Source organism: Micromonospora sp. NPDC057141 (assembly GCF_042670805.1).
Classification (GTDB): Bacteria; Actinomycetota; Actinomycetes; order Mycobacteriales; family Micromonosporaceae; genus Micromonospora.
The window spans coordinates 1-13,548 of record NZ_JBHUVA010000058.1; the positions used below are offsets into that span (position 1 = coordinate 1).

General features: G+C 74.7%; 16 protein-coding genes and 3 tRNA genes. 11 read left to right on the plus strand and 8 right to left on the minus strand.

All coding sequences use genetic code 11. The features are described from left to right. The 4 genes from ACFT41_RS23630 to bioB all read right to left on the minus strand — a co-directional run. Window positions 1-862: ribosome-inactivating family protein (locus ACFT41_RS23630; protein WP_377613989.1), on the minus strand; the 862-nt coding region annotated here is incomplete at its 3' end. Window positions 863-1,067: 205 nt separating this feature from the next. Then, window positions 1,068-1,580, minus strand: a complete 513-nt coding sequence (locus ACFT41_RS23635; RefSeq protein ID WP_377590203.1) for a GNAT family N-acetyltransferase — start codon at window positions 1,578-1,580, stop codon at window positions 1,068-1,070. 5 nt (window positions 1,581-1,585) lie between these two features. Next, window positions 1,586-1,816 carry a hypothetical protein gene (locus ACFT41_RS23640; RefSeq protein WP_377590205.1) on the minus strand — a complete coding sequence of 77 codons (231 nt, stop codon included), beginning with the start codon at window positions 1,814-1,816 and terminating at the stop codon, window positions 1,586-1,588. Beyond that, complete coding sequence (gene bioB / locus ACFT41_RS23645; RefSeq protein ID WP_377590207.1) at window positions 1,813-2,808, minus strand: biotin synthase BioB; 996 nt, start codon at window positions 2,806-2,808, stop codon at window positions 1,813-1,815. The genes ACFT41_RS23640 and bioB overlap by 4 nt, the downstream gene beginning before the upstream one ends. Window positions 2,809-3,054: 246 nt before the next feature. Between bioB and ACFT41_RS23650 the strand changes: the two genes are divergently transcribed. Both ACFT41_RS23650 and bioD read left to right on the plus strand, forming a co-directional pair. Next, window positions 3,055-4,191, plus strand: a complete 1,137-nt coding sequence (locus ACFT41_RS23650) for an 8-amino-7-oxononanoate synthase (RefSeq protein ID WP_377590209.1) — start codon at window positions 3,055-3,057, stop codon at window positions 4,189-4,191. A gap of 63 nt (window positions 4,192-4,254) precedes the next feature. Beyond that, window positions 4,255-4,959, plus strand: a complete 705-nt coding sequence (bioD, locus tag ACFT41_RS23655) for a dethiobiotin synthase (protein ID WP_377590214.1) — start codon at window positions 4,255-4,257, stop codon at window positions 4,957-4,959. Window positions 4,960-4,970: 11 nt separating this feature from the next. On the opposite strand, the gene ACFT41_RS23660 is transcribed toward bioD, so the two are convergent. Continuing rightward, complete coding sequence (locus tag ACFT41_RS23660; protein ID WP_377590211.1) at window positions 4,971-6,131, minus strand: cytochrome P450; 1,161 nt, start codon at window positions 6,129-6,131, stop codon at window positions 4,971-4,973. A gap of 9 nt (window positions 6,132-6,140) precedes the next feature. Further along, window positions 6,141-6,809, minus strand: a complete 669-nt coding sequence (locus tag ACFT41_RS23665) for a class I SAM-dependent methyltransferase (RefSeq protein WP_377613990.1) — start codon at window positions 6,807-6,809, stop codon at window positions 6,141-6,143. Window positions 6,810-6,989: 180 nt separating this feature from the next. Between ACFT41_RS23665 and ACFT41_RS23670 the strand changes: the two genes are divergently transcribed. Both ACFT41_RS23670 and ACFT41_RS23675 read left to right on the plus strand, forming a co-directional pair. Next, complete coding sequence (locus ACFT41_RS23670; protein WP_377588125.1) at window positions 6,990-7,853, plus strand: hypothetical protein; 864 nt, start codon at window positions 6,990-6,992, stop codon at window positions 7,851-7,853. 100 nt (window positions 7,854-7,953) lie between these two features. Then, window positions 7,954-9,114 (plus strand): alkane 1-monooxygenase, encoded by a 1,161-nt coding sequence (locus tag ACFT41_RS23675; protein WP_377588126.1) that lies wholly within the window; start codon window positions 7,954-7,956, stop codon window positions 9,112-9,114. A 69-nt stretch (window positions 9,115-9,183) separates the two neighbouring features. Here ACFT41_RS23675 and ACFT41_RS23680 read toward each other — a convergent pair whose 3' ends face one another. Beyond that, the gene (locus ACFT41_RS23680) at window positions 9,184-9,849 is read right to left on the minus strand and encodes a TetR/AcrR family transcriptional regulator (protein WP_377588127.1); all 666 of its coding nucleotides are present in this window, start codon (window positions 9,847-9,849) and stop codon (window positions 9,184-9,186) included. A 402-nt stretch (window positions 9,850-10,251) separates the two neighbouring features. Here ACFT41_RS23680 and ACFT41_RS23685 point away from each other — a divergent pair. The 3 genes from ACFT41_RS23685 to ACFT41_RS23695 all read left to right on the plus strand — a co-directional run bounded on the left by ACFT41_RS23685 (window position 10,252) and on the right by ACFT41_RS23695 (window position 10,518). Beyond that, window positions 10,252-10,324: transfer RNA gene (locus ACFT41_RS23685), tRNA-Gly, on the plus strand. A gap of 34 nt (window positions 10,325-10,358) precedes the next feature. Further along, a tRNA-Cys gene (locus ACFT41_RS23690) sits at window positions 10,359-10,429 on the plus strand. A 14-nt stretch (window positions 10,430-10,443) separates the two neighbouring features. Next, window positions 10,444-10,518 (plus strand) — tRNA-Val (locus tag ACFT41_RS23695). Between the two features lie 103 nt (window positions 10,519-10,621). Here the strand turns inward: ACFT41_RS23695 and ACFT41_RS23700 are convergent. Next, window positions 10,622-10,843 (minus strand): hypothetical protein, encoded by a 222-nt coding sequence (locus ACFT41_RS23700; RefSeq protein WP_377588128.1) that lies wholly within the window; start codon window positions 10,841-10,843, stop codon window positions 10,622-10,624. Between the two features lie 522 nt (window positions 10,844-11,365). Between ACFT41_RS23700 and ACFT41_RS23705 the strand changes: the two genes are divergently transcribed. The 4 genes from ACFT41_RS23705 to ACFT41_RS23720 all read left to right on the plus strand — a co-directional run bounded on the left by ACFT41_RS23705 (window position 11,366) and on the right by ACFT41_RS23720 (window position 13,541). After that, window positions 11,366-11,593: a GntR family transcriptional regulator gene (locus ACFT41_RS23705; protein ID WP_377588129.1), complete on the plus strand. Its 228-nt coding sequence runs from the start codon at window positions 11,366-11,368 to the stop codon at window positions 11,591-11,593. Between the two features lie 267 nt (window positions 11,594-11,860). After that, on the plus strand, window positions 11,861-12,019 hold the full coding sequence (locus ACFT41_RS23710) for a lasso RiPP family leader peptide-containing protein (RefSeq protein WP_377588130.1): 159 nt from the start codon (window positions 11,861-11,863) through the stop codon (window positions 12,017-12,019). A gap of 17 nt (window positions 12,020-12,036) precedes the next feature. Further along, on the plus strand, window positions 12,037-12,651 hold the full coding sequence (locus ACFT41_RS23715; RefSeq protein WP_377588131.1) for an ATP-binding cassette domain-containing protein: 615 nt from the start codon (window positions 12,037-12,039) through the stop codon (window positions 12,649-12,651). Further along, entirely contained in the window at window positions 12,615-13,541 is a 927-nt protein-coding gene (locus ACFT41_RS23720; protein WP_377588133.1) for an ABC transporter permease, read from the plus strand. Before ACFT41_RS23715 ends, ACFT41_RS23720 begins: the two co-directional genes overlap by 37 nt. Window positions 13,542-13,548 lie beyond the last annotated feature (7 nt).

Sequence of the window (13,548 nt, forward strand, 5' to 3'; positions counted from 1 at the left end):
GGTGCAGAAGGGCGACCACCGTGAGGATGTCCGCGACGGCCCTGAAGATCATGCCCGCGTAGGTGACCGCGATGGCGACCCGTGCGTCCTGACCCCGCCACCAGTCCTGGGAGAGGTCGCCCCAGTTGTTCTGGAGATCCACCAGTGCGGGCGGCGGCGCGCCCCACTCGTCCCAGTGTTCCCGGAGATGCTCGAACAGCGGGTGGAACCGGGCCGCCTCCAGGATCATCTGGATCGTCACGACGACGGCTTCGTTCGGCTGCTGCCCGTTGGTCCCGGAGAGCAGTTGAAGCGCCTTGATCAACGCGCCACCACCGAGGTTGAGCGCCTTGCGCTTCTCGGCCGCGTACCCCAGGTCGAGGTAGCTTGCGGTGAACGTCAGATCGACGATCCGGGTCTGCGTGGTCCGCCGGAAGTCGTACGGCGACCCGCCCCGGTCGTGCCGGAAGCGGTAGTAGACGTCGGCGTTGCCAGCCCTGTCCCGGTCGGCCTGGTACCAGCCGACCAGGTAGAGGTCGTCGCGCCGGATCACCAGTTCGATTCGCCGGCCGCCGGCGACGAGCGCGACCGAGAAGTAGCCCGCCGGATCCGCGTCCGACGCCGGGGGTGCGGGGGTCACCGGGGTGTTGGCGCTGCGCTGCTGGCTCTGCACGCGGATCAGCATGATGAGGTTCTCGTACGCCCTCACACCGTCCTTGTCGAGGTCGAAGGTGCCGACGGCGGGCTTGGAGACGGTGCCGTTGACCGTCGTCGTCGGCGCCGCGGGTGGTGGCGCGATCACCGTCCCGCCGGTGACGAGGACGACGGCGGCGACGGCGCCCGCGAGTCCTGCCGCCAGTGTCCTGAGTCGTGTCGTTCTCATGTGATCCCCTGCCCTCGGGCTACCGGCCGCGCGATCGCGCCGGGCCCGCCTACAGTATTGATCGGCCATTGTCGATGTCAGTCGCCGATCCGCGCGCCCGGCGTCGCCCAGACCCGCCGAGTCGGTCGGTTATCCACTTGCGCCCGACCGGATCCGTGTGCCACCGATCCCGTCCCCGCGCGGGCACGGCCGCCCGCGCGAGCGGTCAGCCCGCGAGGTCCTCGGCGAGCAGGTCCATCAGCAGGCCGTCGTGCCAGCGGCCGTCCGCACCGCGCTCGTAGCGGCGCAGCACCCCGACCGGGCGGAAGCCGACCTTCGCGTACGCCCGGATCGCGGCGGTGTTCGCCGCCGCCGGGTCGACGGTGAGCCGGTGGTGCCCGTGGTCGTCGATCAGGTGCCGGGCCAGGGTGCGGATCGCGTCCCCGCCCAGCCCGGCGCCGCGGACCGCCGGGTCGAGGAAGACGTCCAGGCTGGCGTGCCGGTAGTCGGGGTCGTCGTCGGCATACCACTGGATGGCCCCGACGACCCGGCCGTCGTGCTCGACGGCGTACACCGTGAGGTCGTCGTCGCCGAGGTCGGCGCGGACGGCGGCGGTCAGGTCGTCGCCACCGCGCCACCAGCGGCGCACCTCCGGCGTGGCCCGGATCGCCGCGAGGGTCGGCACGTCGTCGGCCGTCGTCGGCCGCAGCGTGACCGCCCTGCCCCGCAGCACCCGCATCGGCCTCAGCCCCGCAGCTCGCCGTGCTCGACGCAGACCGCCGCCCAGCCGACCGGCAGCACCTGCACCTTCATCCGGCGGCGGCAGCGCGCGCAGAACCGGGGCGGCTCCAACTCGCGTGCCGACCGGCACGCCGCGTGGTCGCCGCCGTCGGCCGGCTCCCCGCAGCGGTCGCACCACACGCCGGTCGTCACCCCCGCCCCGGTGGTCGTCGAAGCCCCCGTCGTCGCCGTCACAGCGTGGCGGAGAGCGCCTTGACCGGCATCTTCAACTCGGTCAGCAGCGCCAGGTCGTCGGTCGCCGGCCGGCCCAGCGTGGTCAGGTAGTTGCCGACGATGACCGCGTTGATGCCGCCGAGCAGGCCGTCGCGGGTGCCCAGGTCGCCGAGGGTGATCTCCCGACCGCCCGCGTACCGCAGGATCGTGCGCGGCATGGCCAGCCGGAACGCGGCGATCGCCCGCAGCGCGTCCTTGCCCTCGACCACCGGGCGGTCGCCCAGCGGGGTGCCCGGGCGCGGGTTGAGGAAGTTCAGCGGGACCTCGTGCGGGTCCAGCTCGGCCAGCTGCGCGGCGAACTCGGCCCGCTGCTCCACGGTCTCGCCGAGGCCGAGGATGCCGCCGCAGCAGACCTCCATGCCGGACTCGCGGACCATCCGCAGCGTCTCCCAGCGCTCCTCCCACGAATGCGTGGTGACCACGTTCGGGAAGTAGGAGCGGCAGGTCTCCAGGTTGTGGTTGTAGCGGTGCACACCCATGTCGACCAGCTCGTCGACCTGCTCCTGGCTGAGCATGCCGAGCGACGCGGCGACCTGGATGTCGACCTCGGCCCGGATCGCGGCGACGCCCTCGCGCATCTGTTTCATCAGCCGGGCGTCCGGGCCGCGCACGGCGGCCACGATGCAGAACTCGGTCGCCCCGGTCGCCGCGGTCTGCTTCGCCGCCTCCACCAGCGAGGGAATGTCCAGCCAGACCGAGCGGACCGGCGAGGTGAACAACCCGGACTGCGAGCAGAAGTGGCAGTCCTCCGGGCAGCCGCCGGTCTTCAGCGACACGATGCCCTCGACCTCGACCTCCGGCCCGCACCAGCGCATCCGCACCTCGTGGGCGAGCTGGAGGGCGGCCGGAAGGTGCTCGTCGGGCAGGTTCAGCACCGCGAGCACGCCGGCCTGATCGAGGCCGACGCCGCTCTCCAGCACCTGGGTGCGGGCCTGGTCGAGGATCTCTGGCATGGTTCGTACCCTACAAGGCACCCGGGCGGCGAAGAAACGCCCGAGCGCGCGCCCCGACCGCCCGCGCCCGACCGGCGGCGGTCCGGCGGAGACGCCGCGCGCCGGCCCGCGCCACGCCGGGGCGCGGCCGACTGGTGGTAACTTCGCCCGGCGGAAGCGGGCCGTGCCGGGCGCAGCGGATCGAGCGGCCCGGATCGAGTGACGTGGACTCAGCGGGGCCGACCGGCGAACGGGGGGAGCGTGGCGGTGGCGGACTGGCTGGCGGGGCTGCACCGCCGCGCCGAGCTGCGGGCGAAGGCGGGGCTGACCCGCCGGCTGCGGCCCCGCGCCGCCGGCGATGCCGTGGTCGACCTGGCCGGCAACGACTACCTCGGCCTGGCCACCCACCCCGGGGTCACCGCCGCTGCCGGGCGGGCCCTTTCGGCGTACGGGCTGGGCGCGACCGGGTCCCGGCTGGTGCGTGGCTCCACCGACGTACACCACGGGCTGGAGGCGGCCCTCGCCGACTGGCTCGGCGTCGACGGCAGCCTCGTCTTCTCCTCCGGCTACCTGGCCAACCTCGGCGCGGTGCGGGCGCTGACGCAGCCGCGTACCCTGCTCGTCTCCGACGCCCACAACCACGCCTCGCTGATCGACGGCTGCCGCCTCTCCGGCGCGGAGACCGTGGTCACCCCGCACGCCGACCCGGCGGCGGTGGCCGCGGCGCTGGCCGCCGCGCCGGGCCGCCCGGCGGTGGTGGTCACCGAGTCGGTCTTCTCCGTCGACGGCGACCTCGCGCCGCTGGCCGAGCTGCACGCCGTGGCCCGCCGGCACGGCGCGCTGCTGCTCGTCGACGACGCGCACGCGCTCGGCGTGCTCGGGCCGGCCGGCGCGGGCGGGGTGGCCGCCGCCGGGCTGGCCGGCGAGCCGGACGTGGTGGTCACCGCCACCCTCTCCAAGGCGCTCGGCGGCGCGGGGGGCGTGGTCGCCGGCCCGGCCGAGTTCGTCCGGCACCTGGTCGAGACCGGCCGGACCTTCATCTTCGACACCGCCCTGCCGCCCGCCGTCGCCGCCGGGGTGCGCGCCGCGCTGGACCTGGCCCGCGCCGGCGACGACCTGCGCGCCGAGCTGGCCGAGCGGGCCGCGACGGCGGTGCGCCGGCTGCGCGCCGCCGGGCTGACCGTCTCCGCGCCGGACGCCGCCGTCGTGTCGGTGACCGCGCCCGGCCCCGAGGCGGCCACGGCCTGGGCCGCCGACTGCGCCGACCGGGGGGTGGCGGTCGGCTGCTTCCGCCCGCCGTCGACGCCGGACAGCCGGTCCCGGCTGCGGCTGACGATCAGCGCCGGGGTCGCCCGGGCGGACTTCGGGCGGGCCCTCGACGTGATCGTGGAATGCGCCCCGTGACCGGCGGCGGGAACGGGTGGAACGGGTGGAGGTGACGTCGTGAGCGCGGCGTGGACCGGGCCGGTGCTGATCACCGGCACCGACACGGAGGTCGGCAAGACGGTGGTGACCGCGGCGGTGACGGCCGCGGCGCAGGCGGCCGGGCTGCGGGTCGCCGTGATCAAACCCGGCCAGACCGGTACGGCCACCGGTGCCCCGGGCGACGTCGACGCGGTGACCCGGCTGGCCGCCCCGCTCACCGGCCGGACCCTGGCCAGTTATCCGGACCCGTTGGCCCCGCTGGCGGCGGCCCGGGTGGCGCAGCTGGAGCCGCTGGAGCTGTACGCCGCCGTCGACGCGATCCGCGAGGAGGCCGACAAGCACGACCTCGTGCTGGTCGAGGGGGCCGGCGGGCTGCTCGTGCCGATGGGGCTGCGCCCCTCCGGCGAGGCCTGGACGGTGGCCGACCTGGCGGTGTCGCTCGGTGCTCCCGCCGTGGTGGTGGCCCGCGCCGGCCTCGGCACCCTCAACCACACCGCGCTGACCCTGGAGGCCCTCGACCGGCGTGCGGTGCCGGCCGGCGTGGTGATCGGCGCGTGGCCGGCCGAGCCGGAGCTGGTGCACTGGGCCAACCTGACCGAGCTGCTGCCCCACCTGCTCGGCGCGCTGCCGGCGGGCGCCGGGGCGATGGACCCGGGGGTCTTCCGCCGGTCCGCGTCGGGCTGGCTCACCCCCGCCCTGTACGGGGTGCTCGACGACTGGCGGGCCTGGGCCGAGGGGGCCGGCTGACCGGCCCTTCCTTACCGGGCGATCACGAAGGCGTCGGGCATCCGGAAGGTGAGGTTGTCCGGGCACCACGGCGGCCGGAGCACGCGTACGCCGTCGAGCAGCGGTGCGGCCTCGGCGACGACCACGGCGGCCTCCAGCCGGGCGAGCTGCGCGCCGACGCAGCGGTGCGCGCCCGCCCCGAACGCCAGGTGCCGGCGCGAGCCGGGCTGCCCGGGGCGGAACTCGTCGGGGGAGGCCACGACCTGCGGGTCGCGGCCGGCGCGGGCCAGCCACAGAACGACGCTGGTGCCCGCCGCGACGGGCGTGCCGCCGAGCGCGGTGTCGACGGCCGCGACGCGCCGCCAGGTGACGATCGGCGGCTCCAGGCGCAGCCCCTCCTCGACCACGTCGGCGACGTCGACGGTGCCGGCGCGCAGCCCGGCACGCACCGCGGGCTCGGCGGCGAGCCGGTGCAGCAGCAGGGTGAGGAACTGCGAGGTGGTCTCCTGGCCGGCGACGAGCAGGAAGAACAGCGCGCCGACGACCACGTCGGTGCGGTGCCCGGCGGCGCGCAGCCGGGCGGCGAGCCCACCGCCGGTGTTGGCGAACGCCCGCAGCACCCGGTGGAACCGGCCCACCTCGGCGGCGAGGGCGGCCTGCCGGTCGGCGTCGAGCGGGGCCCAGAACAGTTCCAGGGCCGCGCGGGCGAACTCCTTCACCGCGCCGACCGGCGCGTCGGGCAACTCGACGAGCCGGGCCAGCGCGAGCAGCGGCAGGTCCGCGGCCAGGCCGGCGTGCAGGTCGACGGGTACGCCCGCAGCGAGCGCCGTGCGCAGCCGGGCGACCCGGTCGCGGACGAGGTCGGTGAGCCAGGGCCGCTGGGCGGCGACCCGGCTCGGGTGCAGGGCGTCGGCGACGATGCCCCGGATCTGCGGGTGGCTGGCCCCGCCGTTGTTGGCCAGGGTCGGCGGCAGCCGGAACCGGTGCGCGGCGAGCACCCGCAGGGCGGCCACCGGGATCGGGGTGACCGCGTCGAGGGCGTTGTCGGGCCGGTAGGTCACCGGGTCGGCGAGCACCCGCCGCACCAGCGCGTGCCGGGTCACCACCAGGTGCGCCACGCCCACGTGGTCGGCCACCGTCGCCACGTCCGGCCACGGCCCGTCGACGGCATCGCCCCAGCCCCGGAACAGCACGGGGTCAACCTAGCGGGCGGCCCCCGGCGGCGCGGGGTCCAGCTCCCACACGGTGGTGTGCTTCACCCGGACGCTCTCCAGCGCCTCGGGCACCGGCACGTCGTAGCCGGCGAGCTCGCGGAACCGCTCGCGGGGCAGGAACGCCCGCCCCGGGTCGCCGACCAGCACCCGCGCCCCGGACCGGGCGGCCCGCAGCAGGAAGCGCAGCATCCGCCGGGCCATCGCCTCGCTGTAGAAGACGTCCCCGGCGAGCACCACCTCGGCGTCGCCCGCGTCGCCGTCGAGGACGTCGCCGAGTTCGGCGTCGACGCGTACCCCGTTGGCCTGGGCGTTGAGCGCGACGGCGGCCACCGCGCGCTCGTCGACCTCGGCGGCGCGCACCGCCGCCGCGCCCGCGCGGGCGGCGGCGACGGCGACCAGGCCGGAGCCGGAGGCCAGGTCGAGCACCCGGCGGCCGGCGACCACCTCGGGGTGGTCGGTGACGTACCGGGCGAGCGCCTGCCCGCCGGCCCAGGCGAACGCCCAGAACGGCGGCGGCTGTGAGCTGCGGAACTCGCCTTCGGTGAGTTCCCACAGCCCGATCGGCTCGTCGGCCTGGTGCAGGCGGACCTCGGGGACGAAGGCCACCGGGGCGAGCCGCGCGTGCAGCCTCACGAAGGCTGCGGAGAGATCGGACACGCCACCGATTGTCCCTGTCCCGCGATCCCGGGCGTGTCGCGGGTGGACGGTCACCGGTTCACCACCGTCGGTGAGATGACCCCCCGGGCTTCGCGGTCCGTGCGAACACGCCCGTCTACCCGGTTGTCCGGTTCGCCCATAGCGTTGCCGGATGGATGGATCCGACGGAAGGCGAGGGCGGTGGTGACGGTGGTGCGGTACGCGCTAAGGGTCGGGGTGGTGCTGGCCTGTCTGTCCGGAGCGGGGGTCGGCGTCGCCGCGCCGGCTCGGGCGGCGGCGGCCGGGTTCGCCACCGAGCTGAGCGGCCTGCCGACGGAGTTCACGGCGGGCGACGGGGTGGAGACGGTCTCGGCGGTGGTGTCGCGCCGCGACGGCGGCTGCGTCAAGGTCCGCTGGTCGATGGTGCTCACGGTGCAGGGGCTGCGGCTGGACCAGGTGAAGATGGACCGGATCGAGGAGACCGGGCTGTTCCCCCTGGAGATCCGGACGCAGGGCAGCACGGCCCGGCTGACCGACCGGCAGCTCGACCCGGGCACGCTCTGCCCGGGCCGCACGGTGACCGCCCGCTACCGGGTGGCCTTCGCCGAGGATGTCACCCGGGGGACTGTGACGCTGGCTGCCGAGGCGTACGACGCGCAGTCGCGGCTGCTGGCCCGGCAGGCGGCGACCCGGGAGGTGATCGGGGCGGAGGCCGACGCGACGCCGCCCGGCGCGGTTCCGACGCCGCAGGGCGAGCCGTCGGCGGACCCGACGGACGAGCCGCTGGAGCCGGCCGGGGTCGACGAGGAGGCCGAGCCCAGCGAGGAGGCGGTGGTCGAGGTGCCGCCAGCCGCGTCGGGCGGGCGTCCGGTGTCGTCGTCGGGCGGCTTCGGGGTGGTGCAGGCGGCGTTCCTGCTCGGCGCGCTGCTGCTGTCGCTCGGGGTGGGGCTGCTGCTGCGCCTGCGGCACCTGACGAAGACGGCCGACGACGGCGAGCCGGCCGTCGGGCTGGACTTCGAGCGGGCCGCCCCGCCGCAGCGGGGATGGGGCCTGCTCCGGCGCTGACGAGACACGGGGCGGGGTGTGCTTTACAAAACTCCGGGTCTTGTAAAACGTCGTGACGCGTGCCACAGTCAGGGCGTACCCGAGAGATCGGAGTCCGGCGATGACCGCTGGCGTCCCCGCGACCGTTCCGCCCACCGCCTGGCGCGACCCGCGCAAACCGCTCTGGCCGCTCGCCCTGCTGGTCCCGGCGCTGCCCTTCGTCGCCTGGCTGGCCTGGCGGGGCGGCGCCGGATCGTGGGCCTGGTGGCTCACCCCGGTGCTGGTCTTCGGGGTGATCCCGGTCGTCGACCTGCTCGTCGGCGACGACCGGCACAACCCGCCGGACGAGGCGGTGCCGCGCCTGGCCCGGGACGGCTACTACCGCTGGCTCACCTACCTGTACCTGCCCGCCCAGTACGCCGGCCTGGTGCTCGGCTGCGCCCTGTGGGCCTCGGGCGAGCTGCGCCCGCTCGGCGCGGCCGGGCTGGTCGCCACCCTCGCCGTGGTCGACGGCATCGCCATCAACACGGCCCACGAGCTGGGGCACAAGCGGGAGAAGCTGGAACGCTGGCTGTCGAAGGTGGCCCTCGCGCCGACCGGCTACGGGCACTTCCACGTCGAGCACAACCGGGGCCACCACGTCCGGGTCGCCACCCCGGCCGACCCGGCCAGCTCCCGGCTCGGGGAGAGCTTCTACGCCTTCTGGCCGCGTACCGTTCTGGGCAGCCTGCGCTCGGCGTGGCGGCTGGAGACGGGCCGGTTCCGCGTCCGGGGCCGCAGCCCGTGGACGTACCGCAACGACATCCTCAACTCCTGGGCGATGACCGTGGTGCTGTTCGCCGCGCTGGCCGGCGCGTACGGGCCGCAGGTGCTGCCCTTCCTGCTGCTCCAGGCCGTGTTCGGCTTCTCCCTGCTCGAGGTGGTCAACTATCTGGAGCACTACGGGCTGGCCCGGCGGCGCAACCCCGCCGGCCGGTACGAGAAGGTGGACGCCCGGCACAGCTGGAACAGCGACCGCACGGTCACCAACATCTTCCTGTTCCAGCTCCAGCGGCACAGCGACCACCACGCCAACCCGCTGCGCCGCTATCAGACGTTGCGCAGCTTCGACTGCTCGCCGCAACTGCCCGCCGGGTACGCCACGATGGTCGTGGCCGCCCTCGTGCCACCCGTGTGGCGGCGGGTGATGGACCACCGGGTGCTCGCCCACTATGGCGGCGACCTGGAACTGGCCAACGTCCACCCGCCGGCCCGGGCCCGGCTGCGCCGGCTGGCCGGCTGACGGCTGGTGGCCCTGCCGGGCCCGGTCAGCTCACGGCGTCGGGCCGGTCAGCTTACGGCGTAGGGCCGGTCAGCTTACGGCGTCGGGCTGGGGCTGCTCGGCCCGGCGGGAGCGGTCCTGTGCCGGGGCGGACCAGTCGAGCTGGGCCGGCTCCAGGCCGAGCTCGCGGGCGGCGGCCAGGCGGATCCAGTCGGCGAACTGGCGGCGCGAGATCACCCGGTCGTGCACGGCGAACTGCACGGCGAGGCCGTCCATCACGGCGTTGATCCGCCACGCGGCACCCGCCGGGTCGGCGCACTCGAAGACGCCGTCGCGCACCCCGTCGGCGATCACCGCGGCGAGGTCCTCCCGCCAGCGCAGGTCGAGCCGGCGGGAGACCTTTTCCAGTTCCGGGACGCGCAGCGACTCCGACCAACCGTCGATCCACATGGACCACGAGGTCGGCCGGCCGGTCGGGGCGTAGAGCTTGAGCATCCGGCGGAGCTTGACCAGGGGCGAGGCGGCGGACCGGACCACGGCGTCCAGCCGGGCGAGGTCGTGCTCCACCGCATATGCGAAGGCCTGGGAGAGGAGTCGCTCCTTGGTGGCGAAGTGGTAGAAGACCAGCGCCTGGCTGACCCCCGCCGCCTGGGCCACGTCGGCCGTGCGGGTGTTGGCCAAGCCCCGTTGCGCGATCACGTCACAGGCCGTGCGCAAGAGGGCATCCAGGCGGATCTCGGCGGCACGTCTCGTCACGTCGCTACCGTAACCTATCCGTTCGTGCACAAACAGTTACCGCCCCGGCGGATTCGGTCCCTCAGAGTCGGAAGTAGGACACTTTTCCGGTCTTGCCGAGGATGTGCCCGTCTGATGCGGGGCATCCTATCCAGTCTCCTAGGAAGGCTGCGCCTTGTGGCGGCCAGCGCGCCCCGCACCCGGAAGTGCACCGGCGTCCGGCGTGCGCATGCCGGCGATGTGGCGGTATCCCGGGGCGGGGAAGGCGCAATGTCGCCGACATGGCGAAGCGCCGCCCCGCGCATGTCCGCCCGGCGGGCGGGGCGGCGGCCTCGGCGGACGCGCCCGGCGGCCCCCCGATTTGGCAACTACTCGCGGGCTCGGCTAAAGTTCTCATCCGTCACCGGGAAACGCCGGGGGCGTGCGGACGTAGCGCAGCTGGTAGCGCATCACCTTGCCAAGGTGAGGGTCGCGGGTTCGAATCCCGTCGTCCGCTCGGAGCTGCCGCCACGCATGTCGGGGGCAACCTCGGTGGAGTGGCCGAGAGGCGAGGCAACGGCCTGCAAAGCCGTGTACACGGGTTCAAATCCCGTCTCCACCTCGGCAAGTTGACGAGGGCGATTGGCGCAGTGGGAGCGCGCTTCCTTGACACGGAAGAGGTCACTGGTTCAAACCCAGTATCGCCCACCACGGGTAACGGCCCGGCACCGCACAGGTGCCGGGCCGTTTCGTCGTCCAGGGCCATCGTGGCCGTGGTACCCCGCTCATCCGGTACCCCGCTCATCCGCGTGACTCATCGCCGGGCCCAGCCGAGGAAGCGCCGGTGCAGCTCGCCGGCGGGCACCCAGGGCAGGTCCTCCGTAGCCGAGACCAGGCACATGCCGAGGTAGATGGCGAGGGAGACGGTCGCGCCCGCGTACTCGGCGCGTAGCTCCCGCTGCCGCGTCGGGCAGGGCCACGGCGCGGCGCAGCCGCCGCAGGTCCAGCGGGGGAGCACCGGCCCGTGACTGGTCACCGCGCCCCACCGTCCCGAGCTGGCCCGCCGTCCCGAGCCGCCCTACCGTCCTGGGTCGCCCCGGTCGGGGCCGCTCCGCCTCGTTCCGGCCGGCGGCCCGGGCCGGGCCAGTGGCCCCGGTTGACCGGGATGCGGTGCCGGGCCCGGCAGGGCAGCTCCGCGCCGCAACGGCAGACCCGCCGCCACCGGCGCCAGCTCCACACGGGCCGGTGCCGCCGCGCGAGGCTCAGCGCCGTCGCGGCCAGGTACTCGTCGTACGTCACCCGGCGCATCAGTCGGTCTTCCGCGTCGTACCGGTCACCGGGCCTCCCGCCGGCTCGCCGTGAGGATGCCGTGGGCACCCGCCCGAAGGGGAAGTTCCAGGTCAGGTACCCACGGCGGGGCACCCGACCGCCAAGCTGGGAGCCCCTTCCGCAACATACTGCACAATGTGCATTGACTCAAACAGTAAGCACATTGCGTTGTAAGTGCGGCGTGTCGTGTGGTCTGCTTGGGCCAGCCGCCAAGCTGGGAGCACCACCGATGTCTGAAGCCGCCTACCTCCAGATCGCCCGGGACATCCGCGAGCAGATCAGCTCCGGAAAGCTCAAGCCGGGCGACAAGCTGCCGTCGTTCCACGCGCTCTGCGCGCAGTACCAGGCCAGCAGCACCGTCGTGCGGGGCGCGATGCTCGTGCTCAAGGCCGAGGGGCTGCTCGACGGGCGGCAGGGCAAGGGCGTGTACGTCGTCGATCCGCTGCCGCAGCGCTAGGCCGGGCGTCTTCACGAGGAAGGCGTACCCGGGGAAGGCGTACCCCGAGGTGGCGGCGACGTGCCGACCTCGACCCGGCGGTGCTCCATCGGCTCCGAGGTGGGGACCACCTCGCGGCGGCGGCCCCAGACCAGCGTGGTCATGACGAGGCCGAGCGCCCCGGCGTGCCGGGCGGGGTCGCCCGCGCGGCCTCGCGTGTCGCTTCCCCGAAAGCGCGGCCCTCGCTATGGTGCCACTACCGCCATACGGGCATAGGAGCATTAACTGATGGAAAATCGCGTTAATCGGGTATCGTCCCCGCGGACCCCCACCGGTCACGAATACCGGGCGCCGCGCGTCCGGCGGCTCGGCACCCTCGCCGAGCTCACCCAGGGCGGCACGCTGCCCACGGGTGACGGCGTCGGTGGCAGCGGGGCGTCCATCTGAGCGCTGCCCGCCGCCTCATGCTGAGTCTTCGTCGCGCGTCCCGCTGGTTCGGACGGCACCCGGTCTTCACCGGGCTCGATCTGGACGTGCCGGCGGGCACGCGGCTGCTCGTCACCGGGGGCAACGGCTCGGGGAAGACCACCCTCCTGCGCTGCCTCGCGGGCGCGCTGTCGCTGACCGTGGGCGAGGCGACCGTGGGCGGCCATCCGGCCGGCTCGCTGGGGGCGAACCGCGCCCTCGCCGCCTGTCTCAACCCGGAGCAGGGCCTGTACAGCAGGCTCTCCGGCCACGACAATCTGCTGCTCGCCGCCCGGCTGCGGCTCGACCGCCGGGCCGCCGTCCGGGCCGTCGGGCGGCTGGAGGACGAGTTCGAGATCGGGCCGTACGCCAGGTTGCCGATGGAACGCTGCTCGGCCGGGATGCGGGCCCGGGTGGCCGTGGCCCGCGCCCTGCTCGGTGACCCGGCGGCGCTGGTCCTCGACGAGCCCGGCCGCTCCCTCGACGAACGGGCCCGGGGGCTGCTCTGGGCCGCGCTCGACCGCCGTCCCGGGCTGGCCTGCGTGCTGGTGTCCCACCACCGGGAGGACCGGCAGCGGTGCCAGCGGAACCTGACCTTTCCGGTGCGGCGGTGACGGCCGAGCTGGCGGCCGGCGGGGCCGCGCGCCCGACCGACGCCCCGGCGACCGGCGCGGGCGACGCCGGGGTCACCGGCGCAGGCGACCGGGCGGGCGCGCTTGCGGTGCTGCGCGCCCTGGTCGCGCGGGACCTCGCCGAACGCCGCCGCCTGGTCCCGCCGCTGGCGCTCGACCTGGCATTCGGCATCGTCAACCTGGCCGTCTTCCTGCTGATCTCCCGGGTGCTCAGCGTCCCCGCCGACGAGGCGCTGGGCGGCTCGGCCAGCTACTTCGACTTCGTGGCGGTCGGCATCACGTTCATGCTCGTGGTGCAGGCGGCCACCAGCCAGGTCACCGCCCGGGTGGGTCAGGAACAGCGGGACGGCACCCTGGAGATGCTGGTGACCCAGCCGGTGCCGGGTTGGCTGCTCGCCCTCGGCCTGGCCGGGTACCCGTTCCTGCTCGCCCTGCTGCGCGCCGGCGTCTACCTCGCCCTGCTCGGCCTGGCGTTCGGCCTGCACGTCGACCGGGCGGACTGGCTCGGGGTGGTGCTGATCCTGCTGGCCTCGGCGGCGGCGATGCTCGCCCTCGGCGTCGGGCTGATGGCCTTCACCGTGGCGTTCGGCCGGGGTGACCTGGTGGCCCGGCTGCTGCTCGTCGGGCTCGCGTTCGTCTCTGGCACGTACTTTCCGGTGGCGGCGCTGTCGGCGCTGCCGCCCTGGATGACGGCCGCTCTGCCCAGCCGGATCGCCGTCGACGGCCTGCGGCACGCCCTGGCCGGGCAGCGGTGGGCCGGGGAACTGCTCGCCCTGCTCGGTGGCACCGCGCTGCTGGTGCCGCTGTCGCTCTGGCTGTTCGACCTGTCGTTGCGCCTGGCCCGCCGGCGGGGCACGCTCAACCGGAACTGAGGTGACC